The sequence below is a fragment of the Candidatus Enterococcus avicola genome, from assembly GCF_047470845.1.
Lineage (GTDB): Bacteria > Bacillota > Bacilli > Lactobacillales > Enterococcaceae > Enterococcus_D > Enterococcus_D casseliflavus.
Map to the genome: position 1 here is coordinate 39715 of NZ_JBLGTY010000006.1, position 18371 is coordinate 58085.

The following is an 18371-nucleotide window of genomic DNA, read 5'->3' on the forward strand; positions in this document are numbered from 1 at the left end:
TCAGCTGAGTAGAGAAAGGAGCCGGACTGATGGGAAATGAACGATGGTATCGTTGGTATGGTGCCAGTCAAGCGATAGCTAGTATGTTGCTTGTGAATGGCTACTGGTTGCTGTTCAATCTGCCCGTTCTATTGCTAGCTTTGGGGCTGATTTTCCCCAGCTCTCCTCGTCAGTTTCTTTTCTCTTTGATTGGTTTGATCATTAGTTTTCCTAGCATTCTTTTGCCAGCGACCTTTGCTTTATTTGGCGTCATGCGGCGCTGGTTGTACTATCAAGAACCACGACAGGCCATCGGAGGGACCTTTTGGCGGCTCTATCAGGAAAATTATCGGCGCAGTGTTGCCGCAGGCCTCTTTTTCGGTAGTCTCGCTTTGCTGCTGTTAGGCTCTTTTCGGCAAATCGATTCCTTTCAGCTGCCCTTATTGGCTGTCGGCTATTTGTTTTTAAGTATCATCTTGCTCCTGTGGTTACTGTATTTTATCTGCGACAGTGTGCATTTGGCGGCACCCTTGCGGACTGCGTTGATCAAAAGCTTTTTCATCATCTTTTGGGCACCGTTCCAGACGCTGATGTTGCTAGGAATGTTGAGTGGACTCGCTTTACTGCTTGTCTTGATCCATCCCTTACTCGCTGGATTGATCGTAGGAGGACTAGGCAGCCAATGTGCTTGTTACAGTTATTTGAGAATTATTCAAAAGGCGCAAGCAAAAGCTGCACCAGCCGATGAGTAATCTATGTAATACTGATTAGAAAAAAATCTGAAAACTATCCTTAATGGGTAGTTTTTTTCATTGGCGAAAAGTGCTAAAGTTAGAAGCAAGACAAGCCTGAAAGGAGCGAGTATGGAACGATGACAATGTACCCAGAAACAGTACAGCTCATACAAGAAAAAATGCCGACCGTTTTCCCGGGAGCGGTGCTGCGTTTTATCGCCGGGGAAACCCAAGAGACCCATGTATTCGGGCAGGCAGCGCTTCTTCCGAAAACCGAACCTATGACGAAAGAGCATTTGTTTGATTTAGCCTCATTGACGAAAGTCATTTGTACAACCACCGTCCTGCTAAGACTTTGGGATCAAGGGGAAATCGAGATGGAGGTACCGCTTACTCGTTGGTTGCCAGCGTTTAAAGACGATCGGGTAACGATCAAGCACTTGCTGACGCATACGGCAGCCATCAACACGTGGATTCCTCATCGAGACCAGTTGGGTGCTGCTGCCTTGCGTAAGGCGTATTTGCAGCTTGAAAGCAGTGATACGATCGGTCAAACGGTCAACTACACGGATACTGGTACGATTTTGCTGGGCTTTTTATTGGAGGAGCTGTATCAAAAACCAGTGACCAAGATTTTTCAAGAAGAAGTCTTGACGCCTTTAGGCATGAAGAACAGCGGCTTTCCGCCTTTTCCTCCTTCACAGCTGCCATTGATCGTGCCTACCCAGCAGCAGCCAGACGGCAGTATCCTTAGAGGAATCACCCATGACCCAAAAGCACGAGTGCTGGGAAACCATGCCGGCAACGCCGGGTTGTTTTCTACCGTGGATGATTTGACGCTGTTCGTTCAACTGTTACTGGCAAATGGTCAGCAGCAAGGGGCGCCGTTTTTCTCAGAAAAAGTGATGCAGGCGCTGGCTCAGAGGCAGACGCCTGAAAGCACAAAGCCCCGCACCTATGGCTGGGACTTATTGGGTGCGCCGTACCAATTATTTCATACAGGCTATACAGGCACGTTTCTCGCAGTAGATATCCCTAACAAAAAAGCGTTTATTTTCTTATCGAATCGGGTCCATCCAGTGGATCATCGAGAAAGCTACTTGGGTCATCGTGACGAAATCCTGCAATGTTACTTAAAAGAATCTGCCGAATAAGCGGATTCATGCTATAATATGCACGAACAACTAGAGAGGGGAACAATTATGGAACCATTGTTTATGAAACCTGTTTTTCAAGAAAAAATTTGGGGCGGCAGTCGCCTGCATTCTGTTTTTGGTTTTGATTTACCGAGTGACAAAATCGGTGAAGATTGGGCGATCAGTGCGCATCCTCATGGGGTGAGCGTCATTGAAAATGGTCCGTTTAAAGGCAAAACATTGGCGGATCTTTGGCAAGACCATCAAGAACTGTTTGGACATTCAGACGAACCAGTCTTTCCATTATTAATTAAAATTCTAGATGCGGAAGATGATCTATCCGTTCAGGTCCATCCTGATGACACGTATGGGCTAGCCCATGAAGGGGAATTAGGGAAAACGGAATGCTGGTACATTATTGATGCCGAACCAGGTGCGGAAATCATTTATGGCCACCACGCACAAACCAAAGAAGAACTTGCGGAAATGATCGAAGCGGGTCGTTGGGATGATTTGTTAACAAAAGTCCCTGTGAAAAAAGGCGATTTCTTCTACGTGCCAAGTGGAACGATCCATGCCATTGGGAAAGGGATCATGATCTTAGAAACCCAACAAAGCTCGGATACGACTTATCGGGTGTACGACTATGATCGTACTGATGATCAAGGACAAACACGGGAGCTGCATATCCAACAATCAATCGATGTGACGACGATTCCTGCACGGACGCCAGAATTATCGATCCGTGAAGTCAAACAAGGACAATCAGCAGTCGTTACCTATCTTGAAACGCCATTTTTCAATGTGTATGAATGGGAAGTACGTGGGAAATTATCGTTGGCACAAAAGGCCGATTATACCTTGATGACCGTGATCGATGGGTATGGGCATTTGATGATCGACGGTCATTCCTATGAACTCAAAATGGGCACTAGCTGCATTTTGCCAAATCCGATCAAGAAATGGGAATTGGTTGGTGAATTGACTGTCATTGCCTCTGAACCTGGAAAAAAAAAACGATCAGTAAGTGACGTGAGCCGCACAAGCAAAACAGCACACGTTCCTGATTTTTCGTAAGGCTGAACGCGTTCAGCTACCTGTCATCATTGGCGATTTTTCCGCTTTTGACTGACAGGTTTTTTCGTATGGACACTCACGATAGACGTCTGAGGAAGATTTGTTATAATGGCAGTAATGAAGGATAGGTGAAAAGAATGGTTTACTTAGATCATGCAGCAACGACACCGCTGCACCCAGAAGTGATCAAAGTGATGAGTGAGACGATGCAGACATTTTTTGGCAATCCATCAAGCATTCATCATTATGGTCGAGATGCCCACACTCAATTAGAATTGGCTCGTCAAGCGATCGCTCAGCAGCTAGGGGTCAAGGAACATGAGATCATTTTTAACAGTGGAGGTACCGAAAGTGATAATACAGCGATCATCGGTACAGCCCTTAGCAAACAAGCACAAGGCAAACATATCATTACGACCCAGATCGAACATCCGGCGGTCATTGAGAGTATGCGCTATTTAGAAGGCTTAGGCTTTGAGGTGACCTATTTGCCCGTAGATCAAAAGGGGCAATTGGCCGTCAGTGAAGTTGAGGCTGCCTTACGTCCCGATACGATTTTAGTATCCATAATGACGGCAAACAATGAAACGGGCAATTTGTTGCCGATTGCAGAAATTGGCGCCCTTTTACGGGAGCATCCCGCCGTTTTTCATACCGATGCCGTGCAAGCTTATGGCAAAATCCCGCTTGAAATCAATGAAAATAGCATTGATCTCCTAAGCATTTCGGCTCACAAAATCAACGGACCAAAAGGGATCGGCTTTTTGTATAAACGAGATGGTTTGTCGCTACCTTCGCTACTCCATGGTGGCGAACAAGAAGAAAAACGGCGAGCAGGGACGGAAAACTTGGCAGCCATCATGGGAATGGCCAAAGCAGCTTCTTTGCATACCCCCGAAGCGCAGCAAGCAGCGGCAGAACAATATCAAACGTTTGCCGATGTACTGATGGATACCTTAGCAGCACAAGGCGTCGATGTTCAGTTGAATGGCGATCCAGCACACAAATTGCCGCATATTTTGAATCTACGTTTCCCAGGTGTCAGCAGTGACTTGCTGCTGATGAAATTGGATTTAAAAGGGGCCGCCATCTCCACGGGCAGCGCTTGTACGGCGGGCAATGTAGAACCCTCCCATGTGCTCGAAGCGATGGTGGGCAAAGAGCATCCAGCTATCCGGGAATCGGTCAGAGTCAGCTTTGGCTATGGCAACACATTGGCGGAAATCGAAGCATTTGCTCAGCTATTAGCAGAAACTGTCTTAGCAACGAAAAAGTAGGAGAACAGCTAGCAATCTCGCTGAAAACTATTTATAATGAAAGAAATGATGTTAAAGAGGTGAAGAACATGGCATTTGAAACAACAGCAACCGTTTTAGGCGCAGCAACCCAATACCGCATTGCTCCTGAAGCAAAAAAATATACGTTGCGGGATAATGGCTTTACAGAAACGAACGGCGGCAACTTCCAATTGATTCGCGGCCTTGAAGCAACACCCCAAAGCAAAGAAGGCTTTAAATTAAAAATCACTGTTGCAAAAGATCTGCAAACCTTCAAGATGTCCATCACGACAGCCAATGGGTTAAAAGCAGTCAATATTTTCAAAGATGAACAGCACAAAATGCTGCAAGAAAAATTTTACTTTTTAATGGATGGTTTTATCAGCCGCGGGTTGTTTGTCAAAGCGTAAGCTTTTGTCAAAAGCAGCTATACCGTTCAAAGGGCAAGAAGTGTGTCACTCCGCCAATCAGGCATGGGATTGATACACTTCTTTTGTATCTTTGGCGGTTTCTTTTTATACTATAGAAAACAAACCCTAGGTGTTCGCAGGAACAGGATGAGTTAAGACGAGAAAGAGGGAATCAAGATGAAACGAACCTTAAACAAGCAATCAGTGCTAGCCGTCGGCATGGGGACTTGGCATATGGGGGATGACCCTGCCAAGGAAAAAGCCGAGATCGATGCGTTGCAAGCGGGCATCAAAGCTGGAGCGGCTGTCATCGATACCGCAGAAATGTACGGCGAGGGAAACGCAGAAACGCTAGTTGGCAAGGCGATCCAACCCTTTACCCGAGGGAATCTTTATTTGATTTCAAAAGTTTATCCCTGGAATGCCTCCGCCGATGAATTGCCAAAAGCTTTAGACCGCAGCTTAGCGCGTTTAGGCACCGACTATCTTGATCTGTATCTGCTGCACTGGCGAGGAGATGTGCCGTTAGCAGAAACAGTTGACGCACTAGAAGCTGCCAAAGCCTCTGGAAAGATTCGTGCATGGGGCGTCTCTAATTTTGACGTGGCAGATATGGAGGAGCTGTTGCGGTTAGAAAACGGCGATCAATGTGCCGCCAACCAAGTACTCTATAATTTAGGTGCCCGGGGGATCGAATACGATCTTTTGCCTTGGCAGGCAGAGGCTGAGATTCCGGTGATTGCCTACTCACCCATTGCTCAAGGCGATCGGCTAGGGCACCACTTCAAAAATGATGAAGTCTTGAAAGAGCTGGCAGAAGCCAAAGGCTGCACGATCTTTCAGCTGCTTTTGGCATGGACCCTTCGACAACCCCACGTCTTAGCGATCCCCCAAACCAGTGACTCGCTGCATATGCTGCAGAACATTGAAGCTGCCAAAATCATTTTTTCCAAAAGCGAATTGGCAGCAATCGATGCGCGTTTTCCTGCACCGACGAAAAAGCAGCCGTTAGCGATGATTTGAAGACCCTAATCACAGAAAAAAGCAGTAAAGTAAGGAGCGACTATGAAATTTTTTACGTCTGATACCCACTATTTTCATGCAGCCTTGCTCGGGGACAATGACTTTGCCCCACGCCCCTTTGAGACAGTGACACAAATGCATGAAACGATGATCGCCAGCTGGAATGAGGTGGTTGCGGATAAAGATGTCGTTTATCATTTAGGGGATGTCGCGATGCACCCTGATTACGAAGCGGGCTTTCCAGAAATTGCGGCACTGTTAGCACAGCTGCAGGGCAAAATCGTTTTTATCAAAGGCAATCATGATACCCGGGCTTTCTTTGCGTACTTGCGCAAGCATGATCCTGGTTGTTTGGGAGCCCAAAAGTATGCGTTTGAAGATGTTGGTGTCTTGCTGAAGTTTGCTCATCAGCAACTTATACTGACCCATTATCCTATGCTGCTGGGGATCACCAAAAACAGCCGCAATCTGCATGGGCATATCCATCATCACAGTGTTCCAATTGCTGAGAATCTCAACGTAGGAGTCGATGCGCCGGAATTGGCGTTTCTGCCGCAGCCGCGTCCCTTCGGTCGACCAGTTTCCGAAAATGAACTGGCGGTGCTGTATCATGCAAAACAACAAGAACTTGCCAAGCTAGCTCGTTAACAGATAACAAGAAAAGCAAGCATCCAAACAGATTCGGGTGGCTTGCTTTTTTTGTGATGACTTTGACAGCAAGCTTTGATTAAGGAAATTTTTTTGATAAAAATAAACTTTATATGTAAAAAATAATCGATTCCAAGAGTTATTATTTGATGGATATTTAAGAAATGTGTATGCTTTAAGTAGAAAGCAGTAAAGGAGGTTGCCAATGCGTAAGATTTCTAAAGTGATTTTTATCATCGGATTACTTTTACTCTTACTTGTCTTTTATTTTGGGATCATCGCCAATCAGCAAGCGGCTTCATTGCCTGTTTACTTGATTCCTTTGGATGAATATCCTTGGGTCGGATCTTCCATGAGTATGCTGCTCTTTTGGTTATCTGTTGGCTTTGCCATTTTTACCGTGATCGCGCTCTTTGTCGTTTTGTTTTATCCAAAACGTTCGGACCGCTTGATCATTTCCCATAAGACAGGCGATTTAGTGATTCAGAAGAAGGCCTTAGAGCATTTTGTGCTCGAGCGGGTGAAACAAGCAGATTTCATCCATCAGCCATCGGTAAAAATCAAAATCGTCAAGAATAAAGTAGCGGTAAAAATCGATGGAGAAATGAAACAAACAGCAGCCATCCCGCAAAAACAAGAAGCTTTGGTTGGTGAGATCAGCAGCAGTCTGCAGCAGCTTTTCGGTATCGAAAGCAATATCCAAACGGAAGTTGTTTTAAAAGATACGCAAGAAACGCCAGCAGCCCATGACCAACCGCGTGTAGTTTAGGAGGAACAGGTATGAGTGAATGGTTCTACCACTATAAGATCCCGCTTATCTTTGCAGGTTTCGGTTTGATCCTAGCGATCCTGTTTCTAACGATCGGCTTTTTGAAAACCATACTGCTGGTGCTATTTACGGCACTAGGTACGTATCTGGGATTTTATCTCAAAGAAGTCGGATTCTTTGAACAATTTCAAAGACCGCGCCGTTAACTTTGGTAACATTATTAGTTTAATTTATATCAAGATTATAGTAGGAGGAATGTACGATGGAAAACCAAACAAAACCAACAACAGGTGTTAAAGGAGAATTAACTTACGAAGATAAAGTGATTCAAAAAATCGTAGGCATTGCATTAGAATCTGTAGACGGACTCTTAACAGTCGATGGCGGTTTCTTCTCAAATATTGCAGGTAAATTAGTCAACACCGATGATGTGACTTCAGGGATCAATGTTGAAGTTGGGAAAAAACAAGTGGCAGTCGATCTTGATATCGTTGCAGAATATGGCAGCGACATGACCACGATCTACGACCAAATCAAAGAGGTTGTTTCAACACAAGTCAACAAAATGACGAATTTAGAAGTCATCGAAGTAAACGTGAATGTAGCAGATGTCAAAACACGTGAACAATTCGAAAAAGACTCTGAAACAGTTCAAGACAAAGTAAGCAGTGCGGCAGAAACAACTGGCGACTTTGCGTCAAAACAAACACGTAAAGCCAAAGGTGCCTTCAACCGGACAACGACGCGTATTCAAGAAAACAACGAACCACGCGTTCAATAATAGCAAGATCAGCAAAAGACTAGCTTCGGCTAGTCTTTTTTTGTCCCACAAAAGGTGTATTTTTGCAGCTTCAGCCGATCAGAACATCAAAGCCAAAAGCTCCAATAATGGATTCCTTCTGCTTGAAAGACATCGTTAGGATAGCTTTTCTCATAATGGGCTTTTTCGGGGGAATCATTAGGATCGAATACTTGGATATTTCCTTCTTTGTTCAAAGCCAATACCATGATATGTCCGGATGTCGTAAAGGTTCCTGCTTGAACCGAGACCACAACGGGGATGCCTTGTGTCATTTTCTCATAGGCAGCCTCAAATGAATCCCCTAAATCGGCAAATTGGTAACCAAAAGCTTCGGCAAATTGAGGAAAGATTTGCCAACTGGTTCCTTGTTTGGGAAGATAAAATTGATCGCCAGCCCACTTTAATAGTTTGTCAGGATTCGGCGGATGATCCGTCCAAAAAGCATCGATCATGGCTAAAGAAGCAATAGCGCACCCGTTTGCCGCAAACGTATTTTGCTCTTCTCCATATCCATACGGGTTATTGCCCCAGCGTTGATCGGTTTGTACAATCAACGGCACTTGCTGCGTGTCTGCCATCGCTTGTTGAATCGCTTGATTGGCTTGGCGAGTGAACTGTTTTGAGACAAGCGCTGTCTGATCAAACGTAGCATCCCTGACCTGATCAATCACGTAATGAATGACAAACACACCACCGATGAGAAAAAGCAGCAGTGCAAGGCTCTTCTTTTTCTTCCCATCGTTTCTCCTAGTTTTTGATGTCCTTGTGTGCGATCGCATGAAATGCCCCTCCTCGTAAAGTAGTATCTAAGAGAAGTATAGTCTTTTTCTAATAAGAGCATTTCTGCATTTCCTGAAGAATTTCATACGATTTTATGACAACCACCATTTGAAAAGTAAGTTGTTGCTGTTTGAACAGCTGTCGATGACAGACACAAAAGCAGCACTTCCTCTATTTGGCTGAGTAGGTGGAATAACGAACAGTTACTTCTCTCCAGATGTCTTTTCTAAAAAAGGAATTTTTAAGAAAAGACAGTAAACAGTGAAGTTTTTTGTGTTTTGTTGTATAATGCAAATTACTGAAAAGTTGCGACCTTCAAATCGTAGATGATTTCAGAATCTATAATTGAAATGATGGTGAAACAATCATGTCTAACGAAAACACCCGTGTGGTGGTTGGAATGAGTGGCGGGGTAGACTCGTCAGTAACAGCACTTTTGCTGAAAGAACAAGGGTATGATGTTGTCGGGATCTTTATGAAAAATTGGGATGATACCGATGAAAACGGTGTTTGTACCGCAACAGAAGACTACAAAGACGTAGCCAAAGTGGCTGCGCAAATCGGGATTCCTTATTATTCAGTGAATTTCGAAAAAGAATATTGGGACCGTGTATTTGAATATTTCCTTGCAGAATACCGTGCCGGACGGACACCTAATCCAGATGTCATGTGTAACAAGGAAATCAAGTTCAAAGCCTTCTTGGATTATGCGATGGATCTTGGTGCCGATTATGTAGCCACTGGCCATTATGCACAAGTGACCGTTGATGAGAACGGCGTGACCCATATGTTGCGAGGCGTGGATAACAACAAAGATCAAACGTATTTCTTAAGCCAATTGTCACAAGAACAATTGAGCAAAACCATGTTCCCACTAGGCGGTATGGAAAAATCAGAAGTACGAGCGATCGCTGAACGGGCCGGTCTAGCAACAGCCAAGAAAAAAGATTCCACTGGTGTTTGCTTTATCGGAGAAAAGAATTTCAAACAATTTTTGAGTAATTACTTGCCAGCGAAAAAAGGCAACATGGTTACATTAGATGGCGAAGTCAAAGGACAACACGATGGCTTGATGTACTACACCATCGGACAACGTCAAGGCTTAGGCATTGGCGGCGGCGGTGCCACTCAAGAACCATGGTTTGTAGTTGGAAAAGACTTAGCAACCAACACTTTGTATGTGGGGCAAGGATTCCATCACCCCGCATTGTATGCAGATCGCTTGGAAGCAAGCCAAATCCACTTTACCACAGACCAAGATCGCGGAACGGAATTTTCATGCACAGCAAAATTCCGCTACCGTCAACAAGATGTACCGGTAACGGTGCGTCTATTAGAGGGAGATCGGGCAGAAGTGATTTTTGACGAACCAGTACGCGCCATCACTCCTGGACAAGCAGTCGTTTTTTATGACGGCATGGAATGCTTGGGCGGCGGTTTGATCGATGCAGCCTACAAAGAAGCCAAAGAATTACAATATGTTTAACCACTAACACAATCAGCCCTAGCTAAGAACACTGAACCAATCAGTTGCACTTAGCTAGGGCTTTTTATAAATCAATTCGAAAATCCGATTGGAGCGAACGCTTTCTATTTCAAAAATTTAGTCAAAATATGCTATAATTTAGTCAGAAAATGAATGTTTTTGATGTATTGGCATTTTTAAAAGAAGGAGGGAGGATCATGAATCGTACCAAAGCCAATCTCATGAAATGGGGGCTTGTCGTTAGTGTCGTAGGGGTGGTGATGCTTCATCAGACTCAGGTCATTTCAAGTCAAATCAACCATCTTGCCTTAGCCGTACTATTGGGTTTAGTCGGGTATTTGCTTGTTTTTAAAAAGTTCTACTTCTTGTCCTCTCAGATTGCGGGGCATTCCGATCAGTATAATCAAGCAGAAGTCAAGTGGGGCAAAATTGCGGGGGGGTGTCGCCTTCTTTATTGCGCTGATCAATTTGATTTTGGTCTTTGTGTGAGTGCGACGGAAAAAAGCCACCAAAAGAAATCTTTGACGGAAACTGGGTTGCTTTGCTCATGATCGATCATCAAATTCGGCTTGGTGTGCTTGAAAAAAGCGGTAATACTGCTGGACACTAGCTAACTGCGTCCACTTCCGAACATCGACGGGCGTTTGATCCAAATCATAGATTTTGGCTTCCTTTAAAGACAAAACGAAAGGACTATGGGTAGCAATAATGAACTGACACTGTTCATAGCGAACAAAATCTTCCAGTAACTGCACCAGTTCCAGTTGACGCTCAGCAGAAAGAGAATTTTCTGGTTCATCTAATAAGTAAAGGCTGTTGGGACGAATCTTTTCTTGAAAGAAGCGAAAGGCACTTTCGCCATTGGAATATTCTCGGACATTGTCGATCAAGTGCTTGCGGGTGAATTTGGACTGTGTGTTGGATCGTGCAAGATTGATTTTCTTCAATTCATGGTAGTCGTCAAAACCTGTGAAACGAAAGTCCGCATACTTTGCTTGGTAGTATTCTTGAAACACTTCTTCTCGGCGATGATCGATCCCTTGATTTAAGTTTCGAATACCCAGCATGAAGTCAAAGACGTCATCGCTGGTCAAAAGCACTTTTTCTTGCGGTTCGTCGTTGCTACGAGCAGAACAGTAGGATAGATAGTCCTCGAAAAAATTCGACCGATTATACGCAGCAAAGCGCTGCGCGTGGATCTTTTCGGCAATCACGTTCAATGCAGTGGTTTTGCCAGAACCATTGCCGCCATATAAAATCGTGATTGGTTCAAAATCGATCTGTTGAAAACGGCGGGCACTGAGAATCTGAAAAGGGTAGTAAGAATCATAGACAGTCCGTTGGATAGAAAGGAAAAAATCAAACTCGGTTTCTTGATCGGGAAAAGTGATTTGTTCGAGATACATGGGGCACCTCCTAGCAGTTTCGTGGTTGCCATTATTGTAGCATATCCATCACAGATAAAAATTTTTTTGCGAGGTTAAAATAAATCTTGTTTGCTATTTTTTTAATCTTTTACTGTTATATTCACAACAGGAAACTTCTGTGCTAGACTATAAGGGCATAGAAATGATGTAATCTTAAGCAACTGATAAAACGTACAAAAAAACGAAGGTTTAATGAATTCTTTAAGCGATGTTTAAATGCTGAAACTTATTCCTTGCAAGTTTAAGTAAAAGTGACTAATATGAGGAAGGAATCGTGAAAGGAGCAATGGAATGTATCAAGTAGTAGTCATGTATGGGGACAATGAACCGTGGTGGTTTTTTGAGGGATGGCAGTCAGATATTCAAGAGGCGTTCACATTTGCAACTTTCAGCGAGGCGCAGTCATTTTATGAACAAAAATGGCAAGAAATCAGAGAAGAGTATTCGTACATAAATGCAAAATCAAACTTTATGACGGCTTTTTGGAATGAAGAAGACGAACGCTGGTGCGAAGAATGCGACGATTACCTCCAACAATATATTGGACTGGCATTGCTTAAAGAATATCAGCAAGTCGTCGATGAAAGCAGGAAAGATTTTTATGAAACAACTAATTCTAGCGGAAAAGCCAAGCGTTGCCAAAGACCTCAGCAAAGTTTTGGGCTGTGAGCAAAAACATAAAAATTATTACGAAGGACCCAAGGCGATCGTTACTTGGGCCCTTGGTCATTTATTGGGCTTGAAAATGCCTGAAGATCTAAATAAAGACTGGGCATCATGGCAGATGGAAACATTACCGATGATCCCGAAGTCCATCGGGATCAAACCGTTGCCAAAAACCGGTCATCAACTAAAAGCCATCAAACAATTGGCTCAAAGAAAAGATGTTGGGGAAGTTGTGATCGCTACCGATGCGGGAAGAGAAGGGGAGCTAGTTGCTCGCTGGATTTTGGAGTGGGTTCGTTTTGACAAACCAGTCAAACGTTTGTGGATTTCTTCGCAAACCCCTAAAGCCATCAAAGAAGGCTTTGCAAAATTGCAGTCAGCCAAGCACTACGACAATCTTTACTACTCCGCCCTTGCGCGGGCAAAAGCCGACTGGCTGGTAGGGTTGAATGTCACGCGGGCATTGACGGTCAAATATCAAGACAATCTTAGTGCGGGTCGGGTCCAAACCCCTACCTTAGCTTTGGTGCGCAGTCAGGAAATGCAAATCGAAAGTTTCCGTCCGCAAACCTATCATGTAATTACCCTAAACGTAGGCGATGCCAAGGCCCGTCTGCAGCAAAAAAATCCCTATCAACTAAAAGAACGTAGCGATGCCGAAGCATTGGTCAAGCAAATGAGCCAACAAAATGGTCGCGTGACAGCGATCGAAGAAAAGGTCAAAACAGAAAGTGCACCACTGCCCTACGATTTGACCGAGATCCAACGAGAAGCCAATCAGCGTTATGGGTTTTCAGCCAAGAAGACCTTGTCGCTTGTTCAAAGCTTGTATGAAACCCACAAGATCGTCACTTATCCAAGGACGGATTCCAAGTATTTGACCAATGATATGAAGGCAACCATGAAGGAACGCCTGCAGGCAGTTGCGGATTTTGCCCCAGAAGTCAAAGGATACTTGAAAAATGGTGGACAAGTGGTGCAGCAAGCTGTCTTCAATGATAAAAAAGTTACCGATCACCATGCCTTATTGCCAACGGAACAGCGGGCACGGTATGAAAAATTAACTACCGATGAACAACGGATCTATCAAATGATCGTTAGTCGTTTCTTGATGCTCTTTGCGAAACCCCATAAAAAGCAGCAGCAGAAAGTGACCGTGACCTTTGGTTCAGAAACCTTTGTATTCAACCGCAATACCGTGTTAGAAGCGGGATGGAAAACGACTTCTGAAGAAGAAACCAGTGATGTGGCTTGGCAAAAAGGCAGTACCGTCAAGCCTGAGTTCACCATCAAAAAAGAGTTGACCACTCCACCGAAACCGTTGAATGAAGGAACTCTTTTAGGCAAAATGGAAAAACACAGTCTTGGTACGCCGGCAACCCGTGCGGAGATCATTGAAAAGCTGATCAAATCTGAGCTGATGGAGCGGACCCCAAGCGGCTTGCAAGTATCGCCAAAAGGCAAGCAGCTGTTAGTCTTAGTCAATCCATCCTTGGTGACACCAGAATTGACGGAAAAATGGGAGAAGGAACTGGAAGCCATTGCGAAAGGCACCTATTCTGCCCAAACCTTCCTCGCACAAATCGAAGCAGACACCAAACAACTGGTCAAAGAAATCAAGCAAAGCGAAAGCAAGTACCAAGATTTCTCATTGACCCAAAAACGTTGTCCCGAATGCGGCGAACCATTGCGGGAGAAGAATACCCGTGATGGCAAGATCTATGTTTGCTCCAGTGGCACCTGCAAGTACCGTCGTCGGAAAGACCCGAAAGTTTCAAACCGACGCTGCCCGCAATGCCACCGAAAGATGGAGATCATCGAAGGCAAAAACGGCGCCTATTTCCGCTGTAAATTCGATGGGACCACCGAAAAAATGGCGGATAAAAAAGAGCGCAGCAAAAAGCTGTCGAAACACGAAGAACGCCGCTTGATGAACAAAATCAATCAAGAAGAACCGCAAGAAAGCCCATTAGCAGCTGCTTTAAAAGCTGCGATGGAGAAGAAATAACTGAATGAGGTAGAAAATGAAAAAGAGTGAGGACGATTTTGCTGTCCTTCACTCTTTTTTTGCATCCATCCATTCACTCATCTAGGCATTTTTTTGACGGTATTCTTTCGGTGAGATTTTTTCTTTCTTTTTGAACAAAAAGGAAAAATAATTTGGGTCATTGTAGCCAACATCAAAGGCGATCTCAGATAGCCGCAGATTGGTCGTTAACAGCAGTTCCTTAGCTAAGGTCAACCGTTGCTCGGTCAAGTATTCGATAAACGTAGAATCAGTGGCTTGCGAGAAGATGGTGCTAAAATGTGCTGGACTCAAATGAACTTTTTCAGCAACTACATTTAAGGAAATATTGGGATCAGAAAAGTGCTCACTGATAAAGGCTTTGGCTTGATTGATGACGCTTTGATATTTCGCCATTGCAGGATTGATGGGTTGTTTAGTCAATAATGGCAACAGTTCTGCCAGAGTCGTTTGATAGTTCTCTGGCTCATGGGTCAATGCCGCTAGATAATCTAAGTCATGGGCGTGCTGAACGATCTGGGGCAGTGAATGACTGTCTTTTTTCTTCAACAATGCTAGCAGTTCGACTAAGACGAACAAACGGTACATTTGCGTTCGCTCAACGGTTCCTTGAGGCGCCATCAATTCAGCGATCAGCTCAGGGATCGTCTGTTTCCCAGCATTTGCCAGCCGTGAAGCAAGGTCGGTTTTGAAGGGATTGGTGGGGGATAGTTCCCCTTCGCGAATGTCGTCTTCATAACTGATGATTTTTTCCTTGCGGATGCTGCCATAGGTTTTTAGCATGTCACGAGCTTTCTGATAAGAAAGAGAGATGCCCGAGAAGCGATCTGCTACCGGTCCGATCGCCACTGCTACTTCTTCCCCAGAACCATGAACGAGGCTTTGAGCGATCTGATAGGCTTTTTCTAAAACTTGTTCTCGGTCATGGTCAAAAAGCAAAAACTTGATGAAGCGGCTAGAAACACTGGAGAACAAGACGGCATCGTCTTGTTCATAGGCTTTGGTCAGCTGCTGGCTAAAGCGAGTGTAGTCAGAAAAGCTTTGATTGAAGGGGGTTTTTGCTAAGAGCACACAAAACTGTTTGCCTGAAAAGCGCCGGCCCAGTTCTTCTGCTTGCAAAAAGGCTTCTGAGATCGTGATCTTTTGTTTAAAGAGGTGATTCAGAAAGTGATTCTTTTTGATTTCCATTTCGAATAAATCGTCTTCTTTGGATAATTGTTGATGAGTGGCTTGTTGTTCATCTAAATGTTGAACGACGGTTTTGATGGCTTGTTCTAATTCTTCGTTTTTGATGGGCTTGAGCAAGTAATCGTCTGCTTGCAGCTGCAGTGCCGTTTTTGCATAGTCAAAATCATCAAAGCCGCTAACGAAAATAATGCGAACTTGCGGCAATAATTTCTTGGCTTCTTTCGCAAAGACCAAGCCGTCCATAAACGGCATTTTGATATCACTGATAATAATATCAGGACGCAGATCAAGGATCGAAGCCAGCGCCAATTCGCCATCTGCGGCTTCATCGCTATAAACGATCGGGTATTGTTTGGCAAGAGTCATGATTTGGTGGCGCAAACTATCGCGAATCAGATGTTCATCTTCAACTATGAACACTTTGTACATGGTTGGGTTCCTCCCTTTTTGGTACTGTGACGTTAATCGTGGTGCCTTCTTGGTATTGACTGTGGATCGTCAGTTGCGCTTCGCTGCCGTAGTTCAGCTGGAGACGGCGATAGACGTTATATAGGCCATAGCCGCTCTCAGAGGCGGGATCAGTGGTTTCTTTAAGGTTACGACGAATCTCCTCCAAACGCTCAGGGTCGATCCCAACACCGTTGTCACTGATGGTCATTTGAATCTGGTGAGGCAATTCTGACACTGTGATTCGAATCATGCCGACACGACGGACAAATTTGGTGCCATGATATACGGCGTTTTCAACAAGGGGCTGCAGGACCATTTTCAGGACCTGTAGTTCTGGACTGACAGTTTGATCTTCAATGGTGTAAGACAGCATCCTGCCATAGCGGATCTGCAAAATCTTCAAGTAATCGTCCACATGCCGCAATTCTTTTTCCAGCGGAATCCAGTCTTGCCCTTTGCTTAAGGAAATGCGGAAAAAATCTGACAGCGCATAAGTCATTTCGGTTGCTTGCTTGTAACGGGCAGCTTCAATCAAAGAAACGATCGCATCTAAACTATTATAGATGAAATGTGGAGTGATCTGGGCTTGTAAGACCCGCACCTCACTTTGGGCTAAGTGATACTGCTTCAAGGCATTTTCTTCCAAGAGCCGAGTCAAGTCATCTGCCATTCGATTCAAGCTACTCGTCAGAGTCCGCAGCTCTGGGGTTTCGGGCAGTTCTGCTCGGTAGCTCAAATGTCCTTGGGATAGTTCATTGGAAAGGTCTAACAACCGATCCAGCGGATATTGCAGATTGTCACGAACAAAGCGGCGGTTTTTATTGATAATCGCAAAGATGATCAAAAGCAACACGACCTGAAAAAGGATCAGCAGCAACACGGATTGGACCAGTTCGTGATTGGTTTGGCTGGCTAAGCTGATCTCTACCCCGACAAACTGCTGCAAAATATCGGATAGCAAATCGATCACCGAATCCACTTGGATCATGACGTATTGGTTTTGTTCCACCGGTTCATCGTTGAGAATATTATCGATCAACTGTTGCTGATAGGTTTCTAAAGAATCGAGCGTCCGAAAGGCGACTGCTAAAATATTGAGCTCTTTGGCAGTGCTGGTGTTTTCTTGAATGTGCTGCAGATCGCTCCTTAGTTCATCGATCACATTGGTTTCTTGGACTTGTGCGACGGTTTTTTGACCAAAGACTAAATCCCACATTTCTTCCAAGACAATGGCATCGACTTTTTCCGATAATTGATTGGCTTCTTCAATATTGTTGATGGTGTTTTGGTAAATAAAAATCTGCCGCGAGTAAAAGACACTGCTTACTACGAGGGGGATAAAGGCGACGAGGATCATCAGTTTGTTGGTCTGCTGGAAGATGCCCTTGATACTTTTTGTTTTCATCTTCATCCCCTCAATAATTTCTCGGCGGAATCTGATCAAAATCCATGTCACTGGAAAAAACCGTTTCATGGACATAGATTTCACGAGGAATGGCATCGGCGCCGCGAGCCAAGTAGCGCGAGATGGCATTTTTGACGAACACACCAGCATCTGGGTTGCATTCAACGACACAATTGACGATCCCTTGCTTCAATTTGTCGATCATTTCTTTTTGGGCATCGATCGATACGATCACCAAATCTTTTCCTGGCTCAATATCGGTTTTTTCGAGGGCTTCAAGAGCGCCAAGAGTCATCTCGTCATTGTGACTGAACAAGACATCGATCTGCTCCATTTTGCCTTCTGCGATGTATTGTTCAATGACTTCTTTGCCTTTGCGGCGAATGAAGTCACCATTTAGCTCATCTTTGACTTGGATCGTTACATTGTTGTGGGCATAATCACGCTTGATGGTTTCTCGGAACCCTTCTGAGCGCAAATACGTCGGAGAAGTAGCATCCAGTCCCGTCAATTCTAAAACATTGATCGTTTCATTTTGATGTTCTTTATAATAATTGCTGACGTAGAGACCTGCACGATTGCCCTCGGCTTTGAAGCTTGGCCCGATATGAGTCAGAAACAAGGAGGGATCGCTGACGTTGACATGACGGTCCACCACGAAAACGGGAATCCCCGCTTGCGCCGCTTCTTCCAAAATCGGTTCCCAATTGTTTTCCTGAATCGGGGTAAAGACGATGGCATCGACTTGATACACGATAAAACTGCGGATATCTTGAATCTGACGTTCTTGATTCATATAGCCGTTACGATAGAGCACTTCATAGCCTTCCTTCTCTAATTCAGTGCGAATCGATTCGGTGTGGCGCTTGCGCCAGCTGCTTTCTGTTCCCGATTGAGAAAAACCGATCACGATACTTTCTTCCGATGTTTCAGCGGTCGTTTCTTTGACTGCTTGGCAACCAGCCAAGAAAGACAAACACAACCAAAGGAGTAACCCAATTTTTATATTCCTCATTTTTTTCACCTCTATGGTCTATTCTACTAAAAAATACGGAAGCGCTTTACACAAAATATCAAATCAAATAAAA

At 44.5% G+C, this 18371-nt stretch carries 19 protein-coding genes; 14 read left to right on the forward strand and 5 right to left on the reverse strand.

Annotation, left to right across the window (positions count from 1 at the left end; genetic code table 11):
- Positions 1–29 precede the first annotated feature (29 nt).
- The 10 genes from ACI3E5_RS07375 to ACI3E5_RS07420 all read left to right on the forward strand — a co-directional run bounded on the left by ACI3E5_RS07375 (position 30) and on the right by ACI3E5_RS07420 (position 7834).
- Positions 30–731, forward strand: coding sequence for a YesL family protein (locus tag ACI3E5_RS07375; RefSeq protein ID WP_081118285.1), 702 nt, complete (start codon positions 30–32; stop codon positions 729–731).
- A gap of 119 nt (positions 732–850) precedes the next feature.
- The gene (locus ACI3E5_RS07380) at positions 851–1867 is read left to right on the forward strand and encodes a serine hydrolase domain-containing protein (protein ID WP_081118286.1); all 1017 of its coding nucleotides are present in this window, start codon (positions 851–853) and stop codon (positions 1865–1867) included.
- Positions 1868–1912: 45 nt separating this feature from the next.
- Positions 1913–2926 (forward strand): mannose-6-phosphate isomerase, class I, encoded by a 1014-nt coding sequence (manA, locus tag ACI3E5_RS07385; protein WP_498855861.1) that lies wholly within the window; start codon positions 1913–1915, stop codon positions 2924–2926.
- A 137-nt stretch (positions 2927–3063) separates the two neighbouring features.
- Positions 3064–4203: a cysteine desulfurase family protein gene (locus tag ACI3E5_RS07390; protein WP_140965109.1), complete on the forward strand. Its 1140-nt coding sequence runs from the start codon at positions 3064–3066 to the stop codon at positions 4201–4203.
- A 68-nt stretch (positions 4204–4271) separates the two neighbouring features.
- The gene (locus ACI3E5_RS07395) at positions 4272–4613 is read left to right on the forward strand and encodes a DUF1831 domain-containing protein (RefSeq protein ID WP_005232263.1); all 342 of its coding nucleotides are present in this window, start codon (positions 4272–4274) and stop codon (positions 4611–4613) included.
- Between the two features lie 177 nt (positions 4614–4790).
- On the forward strand, positions 4791–5636 hold the full coding sequence (locus ACI3E5_RS07400; RefSeq protein ID WP_081118288.1) for an aldo/keto reductase: 846 nt from the start codon (positions 4791–4793) through the stop codon (positions 5634–5636).
- A 42-nt stretch (positions 5637–5678) separates the two neighbouring features.
- Positions 5679–6284: a metallophosphoesterase gene (locus tag ACI3E5_RS07405; protein ID WP_498821283.1), complete on the forward strand. Its 606-nt coding sequence runs from the start codon at positions 5679–5681 to the stop codon at positions 6282–6284.
- Between the two features lie 205 nt (positions 6285–6489).
- Complete coding sequence (amaP, locus tag ACI3E5_RS07410; RefSeq protein ID WP_081118291.1) at positions 6490–7053, forward strand: alkaline shock response membrane anchor protein AmaP; 564 nt, start codon at positions 6490–6492, stop codon at positions 7051–7053.
- 11 nt (positions 7054–7064) lie between these two features.
- Positions 7065–7259: a DUF2273 domain-containing protein gene (locus tag ACI3E5_RS07415; protein WP_005232259.1), complete on the forward strand. Its 195-nt coding sequence runs from the start codon at positions 7065–7067 to the stop codon at positions 7257–7259.
- Between the two features lie 56 nt (positions 7260–7315).
- On the forward strand, positions 7316–7834 hold the full coding sequence (locus ACI3E5_RS07420; protein ID WP_005232258.1) for an Asp23/Gls24 family envelope stress response protein: 519 nt from the start codon (positions 7316–7318) through the stop codon (positions 7832–7834).
- A gap of 86 nt (positions 7835–7920) precedes the next feature.
- On the opposite strand, the gene ACI3E5_RS07425 is transcribed toward ACI3E5_RS07420, so the two are convergent.
- Positions 7921–8634, reverse strand: coding sequence for a C39 family peptidase (locus tag ACI3E5_RS07425; RefSeq protein ID WP_081118292.1), 714 nt, complete (start codon positions 8632–8634; stop codon positions 7921–7923).
- 368 nt (positions 8635–9002) lie between these two features.
- On the opposite strand from ACI3E5_RS07425, the gene mnmA reads away from it, so the two are divergent.
- Together mnmA and ACI3E5_RS07435 are read left to right on the forward strand one after the other, a co-directional pair.
- Complete coding sequence (gene mnmA, locus ACI3E5_RS07430; RefSeq protein ID WP_081118293.1) at positions 9003–10121, forward strand: tRNA 2-thiouridine(34) synthase MnmA; 1119 nt, start codon at positions 9003–9005, stop codon at positions 10119–10121.
- Between the two features lie 197 nt (positions 10122–10318).
- On the forward strand, positions 10319–10672 hold the full coding sequence (locus ACI3E5_RS07435; protein WP_498821278.1) for a hypothetical protein: 354 nt from the start codon (positions 10319–10321) through the stop codon (positions 10670–10672).
- Here the strand turns inward: ACI3E5_RS07435 and ACI3E5_RS07440 are convergent.
- Complete coding sequence (locus ACI3E5_RS07440; protein ID WP_081118295.1) at positions 10667–11527, reverse strand: AAA family ATPase; 861 nt, start codon at positions 11525–11527, stop codon at positions 10667–10669. The genes ACI3E5_RS07435 and ACI3E5_RS07440 overlap by 6 nt on opposite strands.
- A 312-nt stretch (positions 11528–11839) precedes the next feature.
- Between ACI3E5_RS07440 and ACI3E5_RS07445 the strand changes: the two genes are divergently transcribed.
- Positions 11840–12217, forward strand: coding sequence for a DUF1033 family protein (locus ACI3E5_RS07445; RefSeq protein ID WP_005227251.1), 378 nt, complete (start codon positions 11840–11842; stop codon positions 12215–12217).
- Positions 12150–14222, forward strand: a complete 2073-nt coding sequence (locus ACI3E5_RS07450; RefSeq protein ID WP_325907473.1) for a DNA topoisomerase III — start codon at positions 12150–12152, stop codon at positions 14220–14222. Before ACI3E5_RS07445 ends, ACI3E5_RS07450 begins: the two co-directional genes overlap by 68 nt.
- Positions 14223–14303: 81 nt before the next feature.
- Here the strand turns inward: ACI3E5_RS07450 and ACI3E5_RS07455 are convergent, their stop codons facing one another.
- From ACI3E5_RS07455 to ACI3E5_RS07465, 3 genes are read right to left on the reverse strand one after another with little or no spacing between them, the layout of a single operon-like run.
- On the reverse strand, positions 14304–15857 hold the full coding sequence (locus ACI3E5_RS07455; protein ID WP_015508871.1) for a response regulator: 1554 nt from the start codon (positions 15855–15857) through the stop codon (positions 14304–14306).
- A complete protein-coding gene (locus tag ACI3E5_RS07460; protein ID WP_218212378.1) occupies positions 15835–17283 on the reverse strand; it encodes a sensor histidine kinase in 1449 nt (482 codons plus the stop codon). Before ACI3E5_RS07460 ends, ACI3E5_RS07455 begins: the two co-directional genes overlap by 23 nt.
- A 10-nt stretch (positions 17284–17293) precedes the next feature.
- A complete protein-coding gene (locus tag ACI3E5_RS07465; RefSeq protein ID WP_008376147.1) occupies positions 17294–18298 on the reverse strand; it encodes an ABC transporter substrate-binding protein in 1005 nt (334 codons plus the stop codon).
- Positions 18299–18371: the final 73 nt, after the last annotated feature.

What these genes read in the sequence shown, in the direction of transcription:
- ACI3E5_RS07375 (WP_081118285.1), top strand. Translation starts at nt 30, where the DNA reads ATGGGAAATGAACGATGGTATCGTTGGTATGGTGCCAGTCAAGCGATA.
- ACI3E5_RS07380 (WP_081118286.1), top strand. Translation starts at nt 851, where the DNA reads ATGACAATGTACCCAGAAACAGTACAGCTCATACAAGAAAAAATGCCG.
- ACI3E5_RS07390 (WP_140965109.1), top strand. Translation starts at nt 3,064, where the DNA reads ATGGTTTACTTAGATCATGCAGCAACGACACCGCTGCACCCAGAAGTG.
- ACI3E5_RS07395 (WP_005232263.1), top strand. Translation starts at nt 4,272, where the DNA reads ATGGCATTTGAAACAACAGCAACCGTTTTAGGCGCAGCAACCCAATAC.
- ACI3E5_RS07400 (WP_081118288.1), top strand. Translation starts at nt 4,791, where the DNA reads ATGAAACGAACCTTAAACAAGCAATCAGTGCTAGCCGTCGGCATGGGG.
- ACI3E5_RS07405 (WP_498821283.1), top strand. Translation starts at nt 5,679, where the DNA reads ATGAAATTTTTTACGTCTGATACCCACTATTTTCATGCAGCCTTGCTC.
- amaP (WP_081118291.1), top strand. Translation starts at nt 6,490, where the DNA reads ATGCGTAAGATTTCTAAAGTGATTTTTATCATCGGATTACTTTTACTC.
- ACI3E5_RS07415 (WP_005232259.1), top strand. Translation starts at nt 7,065, where the DNA reads ATGAGTGAATGGTTCTACCACTATAAGATCCCGCTTATCTTTGCAGGT.
- ACI3E5_RS07420 (WP_005232258.1), top strand. Translation starts at nt 7,316, where the DNA reads ATGGAAAACCAAACAAAACCAACAACAGGTGTTAAAGGAGAATTAACT.
- ACI3E5_RS07425 (WP_081118292.1), bottom strand. Translation starts at nt 8,634, where the DNA reads ATGCGATCGCACACAAGGACATCAAAAACTAGGAGAAACGATGGGAAG.
- mnmA (WP_081118293.1), top strand. Translation starts at nt 9,003, where the DNA reads ATGTCTAACGAAAACACCCGTGTGGTGGTTGGAATGAGTGGCGGGGTA.
- ACI3E5_RS07435 (WP_498821278.1), top strand. Translation starts at nt 10,319, where the DNA reads ATGAATCGTACCAAAGCCAATCTCATGAAATGGGGGCTTGTCGTTAGT.
- ACI3E5_RS07440 (WP_081118295.1), bottom strand. Translation starts at nt 11,527, where the DNA reads ATGTATCTCGAACAAATCACTTTTCCCGATCAAGAAACCGAGTTTGAT.
- ACI3E5_RS07445 (WP_005227251.1), top strand. Translation starts at nt 11,840, where the DNA reads ATGTATCAAGTAGTAGTCATGTATGGGGACAATGAACCGTGGTGGTTT.
- ACI3E5_RS07450 (WP_325907473.1), top strand. Translation starts at nt 12,150, where the DNA reads ATGAAACAACTAATTCTAGCGGAAAAGCCAAGCGTTGCCAAAGACCTC.
- ACI3E5_RS07455 (WP_015508871.1), bottom strand. Translation starts at nt 15,857, where the DNA reads ATGTACAAAGTGTTCATAGTTGAAGATGAACATCTGATTCGCGATAGT.
- ACI3E5_RS07460 (WP_218212378.1), bottom strand. Translation starts at nt 17,283, where the DNA reads ATGAAAACAAAAAGTATCAAGGGCATCTTCCAGCAGACCAACAAACTG.
- ACI3E5_RS07465 (WP_008376147.1), bottom strand. Translation starts at nt 18,298, where the DNA reads ATGAGGAATATAAAAATTGGGTTACTCCTTTGGTTGTGTTTGTCTTTC.